At 47.8% G+C, this 4234-nt stretch carries 6 protein-coding genes; 5 read left to right on the top strand and 1 reads right to left on the bottom strand.

Features of this window, described 5'->3' with window-relative positions:
• The 5 genes from F6K37_RS28195 to F6K37_RS28175 all read left to right on the top strand — a co-directional run.
• On the top strand, positions 1–1541 hold a 1541-nt coding region (locus tag F6K37_RS28195), incomplete at its 5' end, for a transglycosylase domain-containing protein (protein ID WP_287253731.1).
• Positions 1542–1730: a hypothetical protein gene (locus tag F6K37_RS28190; RefSeq protein WP_287253729.1), complete on the top strand. Its 189-nt coding sequence runs from the start codon at positions 1542–1544 to the stop codon at positions 1728–1730.
• A 185-nt stretch (positions 1731–1915) separates the two neighbouring features.
• Complete coding sequence (psb35, locus tag F6K37_RS28185) at positions 1916–2110, top strand: photosystem II assembly protein Psb35 (protein ID WP_044493155.1); 195 nt, start codon at positions 1916–1918, stop codon at positions 2108–2110.
• A 161-nt stretch (positions 2111–2271) separates the two neighbouring features.
• The gene (locus F6K37_RS28180; RefSeq protein ID WP_008184227.1) at positions 2272–3282 is read left to right on the top strand and encodes a glutathione S-transferase family protein; all 1011 of its coding nucleotides are present in this window, start codon (positions 2272–2274) and stop codon (positions 3280–3282) included.
• 135 nt (positions 3283–3417) lie between these two features.
• A complete protein-coding gene (locus F6K37_RS28175) occupies positions 3418–3630 on the top strand; it encodes a hypothetical protein (protein WP_131827153.1) in 213 nt (70 codons plus the stop codon).
• Here the strand turns inward: F6K37_RS28175 and F6K37_RS28170 are convergent.
• Entirely contained in the window at positions 3627–4067 is a 441-nt protein-coding gene (locus F6K37_RS28170) for a hypothetical protein (protein ID WP_287253727.1), read from the bottom strand. The genes F6K37_RS28175 and F6K37_RS28170 overlap by 4 nt on opposite strands.
• Positions 4068–4234 lie beyond the last annotated feature (167 nt).

Genomic DNA, 4234 nt, shown 5'->3' with positions numbered 1-4234 from the left:
CAAGCCAACCGAAGCGACTGGAGCGTAAAGCGTTCTATTTCACGGAATATATTCAACAAGAATTGCCCAAATACGTTTCCAAAGAAGTACTGGGTAAGAAAGGGCTGACCATTGAAACTACAATTAATTTAGAGTGGCAAGATGCCGCTGAAACTGCTGTCCAAAAGACCATGAAAACCTATGGTCGTTACCAGCGGTTTGGACAAGCTGCACTAGTTGCCGTGGATCCCCGCAATGGTCAGATCAAAGCCATGGTCGGGGGTAAGGATTTTAATGACCTAGATAGCAATAATTACCTCAATCGGGTCACCCAAGCTCAGCGTCAGCCTGGTTCTACATTCAAAACATTCGTGTATGCCGCAGCACTAGCAACAGGGATGTCTCCCTATAAAGGCTACATGGATGCGGGGTATATAGTAGATGGTTACGAACCTAAAAACTACAGTGAGAGATTCCGGGGTTCGATCTCAGTGCGGGATGCCCTGATTTCTTCGGTGAATGTGGTAGCCGTCAAAACCCTAGTGGATGTGGGCTGGGAGCCGATTATCAAGCTGGCTCAAAAAATGGGGATTAAATCCAAACTCCATCCCACCTACTCCCTCGCCCTAGGAGCATCTGAGGTAAACCTGTTAGAACTCACCAGTTCCTATGGCACCTTAGCCGCCCAAGGCATTCACCACGATGCTCATGGAATTCGCCGCATTATTGACCAGCACGGTAACGTGATTTACGACCACAAACTCGAGGGTGAGCGAGCTATTGATGCAGAAACAGCAGCCATTGTGACCTGGATGCTCAGGGGTGTGGTTACCGGGGGTACCGGGACAGCGGCTCAAATTGGACGACCAGCAGTTGGCAAAACCGGCACTACGGATGATGCCCGTGACCTCTGGTTTGTGGGCTATATTCCCCAATTAGTAGCTGGGGTTTGGTTAGGTAATGATGATAACAAGCCTACCAGAGGGTCTAGTGCAACTGCTGCTGCCACCTGGCGTCGGTTCATGTTGGAGGTAATCGAAGACTTAGACCGTGAGTCCTTTACTGAGCGCCCCAGGAAGTTATCAGGTCGGGAAGCTACCATTGAAGCTCAGCCGATTAAACCCAAACGAGTTATTAACAAAAAATTTGTTCCCACTACCGTTACCGCTTCCACAACTCGGTCAAGGAGAAGAACTAGTTCAAGACGAGGTAGTTCAACTAGAAGAGCCAGTTCTACACGGCGGCGTAGTAGTCGGGTCAGGGTGTCTAGGAAGAACTCTCAACCCAAACGGTATTACCGTCGCAAAGCTACAACTAAACGGTCTTATCCCCGTAAAAGTACCACCAGACGCTATACGCCTAGAAACACTGCCCCGAGACGACGGTCAGCACCAGCCAAGCGCAGGTATGCACCAGCACCAGCAAGGCGCAGACCAGCACCAGCACGAGCAAGGCGCAGGCCAGCACCAGCACCCAGAGTTGCTCCCAAACCGGTGGCTCGTCCTAAGCCTCAACGCAGGCCAGCAGGAGGTCCGTTAGCTCCCCCAGCAGCTAGAAAGTAGGTGCTGTTAGCCGTCAGCGGTCAGCGGTCAGCGGTCAGCCATCAGCGGTCAGCGGTCAGCCATCAGCGGTCAGCGGTCAGCGGTCAGCGGTCAGCGGTCAGCGGTCAGCGGTCAGCGGTCAGCCATCAGCCGTGGGCTTTTGGCCCACGCTGCGCGAACAGCTTTGTGGCACAGGCTTCGACCCTGTGACCTAAGCCATAAGCTGAAAGCTGAAAGCTGATAGCTCAATACTGAAAGCTGAAAGCTGATAGCTGAAAGCTGAAAGCTGATAGCTGATAGCTGATAGCTGATAGCTAAATACTGATAGCTTACGGTATCGAAGCCATCATGCTGGATGGTACGATAACGGAAATACCAGAAAATCTAAACCGGCTATGTATGTATTGATGGAAGCAGGCAGTTTTCCCTTGTGGTTTACCCTAGTGTATGTTGTGGGTTTTGTGGCAGCAGTTGTGATTGGCTCCATTGCCTGGTACAACTCTAAACGTCCTGCTGGTTGGGAAGGGTCAGAAACTCCTAATTGGGTACCAAAGATCGATTCAGAGGATAATTCTAAGGGAGAGAGCTAGCTAAACCGGAGTAATTTGGTTGGGAAAACCAGAAGATTTGACTGAAAAAGAGCCCTGACTTCAACACGGTAAGTTAGGGTTCTTTTTCAGCACTACTAGGGTAATCAGGCCACTGGTCAGAATTTGTTGGTATCTTAGAGATGTCTTACTAAATTCCGATCATGACCGGAGCTGCTGAAACTAAGAAAAAAGGCAAGTCACTCCCGCCAACACTAATCATCAGGTTGGGAAAGTTTGTCTGGACAACTCTCTGGCAAATGATGATGTCGAAGCTGGCTCCACGGAATAATTCTGGAGAGTACATTCGCCCTGCCAGCGAGTTTAGGAATTTTATTGGGACAGAAGCAGAGAATCCTTACCAACCGGAAGCAGGACGCTACTGTCTTTATGTAGGACTCGGTTGTCCTTGGGCCCACCGCACTCTAGTGGTAAGGGCACTCAAAGGACTCCAAGACTCAATACCGGTATTCATTGCCTCTCCTTCTTCCAATCAGGGGATTTGGGTATTTAATCAGCAGCAGGAAGGCTGCGACACGCTTCCTGAGCTTTACGAGCTGGCAAAAACAGGCTACAACGGTCGTTGCACAGTTCCAGTGCTGTGGGATAAACAGAGCAAAACCATTGTCAACAATGAGAGTGCAGAAATTATAGTAATCCTGAACTCACAGTTCAATGAGTTTGCGACTAATCCTACCCTAGACCTTTATCCAGAGGAACTGAAGGAAACCATTGATGTGTGGAATGAGACTATCTACCACGCTGTGAATAATGGAGTCTATCGCTGCGGTTTTGCCCAGACCCAAGAGGCTTATGAGAAAGCTTGCGACCAGCTATTCACAACCTTGGATAAGATTGATCGAGCCCTAGAGACCAGTAGATACCTGTGTGGGGATAGGGTAACTCTGGCAGATGTGCGTCTATTTACCACTCTGTTCCGTTTTGATGTGGTCTATTATGGATTGTTCAAGTGCAACCGTTTCAGAATTCAGGACTACAATAACTTAGGCCCCTACCTGCGTGACTTGTATCAGCTTCCTGGAGTTGCCGATACTTGTAGCTTGGAGGATGTCAAGCGCGATTACTACGGCAATCTGTTCCCCCTCAATCCAGGTGGAATTATTCCCAGTGGCCCTGATTTGGCTAGCCTCCTTAAACCTCATGGTCGGGAATAGGGAGTAGGGAGTAGGGAGTAGGGAGTAGGGAATCGGGAGTAGGGAATCGGGAATCAGGAATAGTGCGATGCTCCAAAAGAGCCGCTACGCGAACGCATCCAATTTAATCCACACGATAGGGTACCTAAATGAATTGTGATAATTTTTGTTACCTACTCCCTACTCCCGGGTGCATCTCAATGCATGAAATTAGGCAAAAATTCTAATAAAATTCCCACACTCCCCACACTTTCCACACTTCCCTTCTTTTTTACAAATATGAGATGCACCCCGACTCCCGACTCCCGATTCCCGATTCCCGATTCCCGATTCCCGACTCCCGATTCCCGATTCCCTATTCCCTTTTAATACTTAAAAGGATATAATTTTTTTACAGATTGCCGAGATAGAACAACAATCGTTAAAATTCCAATAAGTGTGCCAAATGGTCTGAACCAGCAGAGTAGGCAAGCTATCATAAACGAAAACCAATAATTCTTGCTTTTTCTGAGCATATATCCAGAGAGAATGATAGCAAAAGCAAAGATTTCTCCAAGGATGAAAAGTATGGCACCAGAAATGACTAGCAAATAGCCAGGCAAGTCCGATGAGACATTTCGTGATAACTTAAACCACTCTGACAACTCTCCTGATAAGTCTGCAGGAATTGAGTCAGTTGCGCCAATCATGAACAGACCAAAAGGGATATACAACATTAGTATAAACAGGGAGTAAAATCCGCAAAATCCCCCAAACATGTAGTGAGTCCATGATAAGATAGTTAACTGCTTTTTAGGATTTCTCATAACTAGAAATTAGTCGAATTCCCAAACTTCCCAAACTGTCCCAACTTAGCACACCTCCCATACTTCCCTTCAAGACTCTCTAGGTGAGCAAAAGCCTTAGTATGATGAATGGCGGCATTTCGATTCAATGCCACAAATTTTCCTAGTTTAACTCCCTGCGTCATCAC

It is taken from the genome of Moorena sp. SIO4E2 (genome assembly GCF_010671945.1).
GTDB classification, from domain to species: domain Bacteria; phylum Cyanobacteriota; class Cyanobacteriia; order Cyanobacteriales; family Coleofasciculaceae; genus Moorena; species Moorena producens.
The sequence above is the reverse complement of the archived record's forward strand: the minus strand, read 5'-3'. Positions and strand labels throughout refer to the sequence as shown.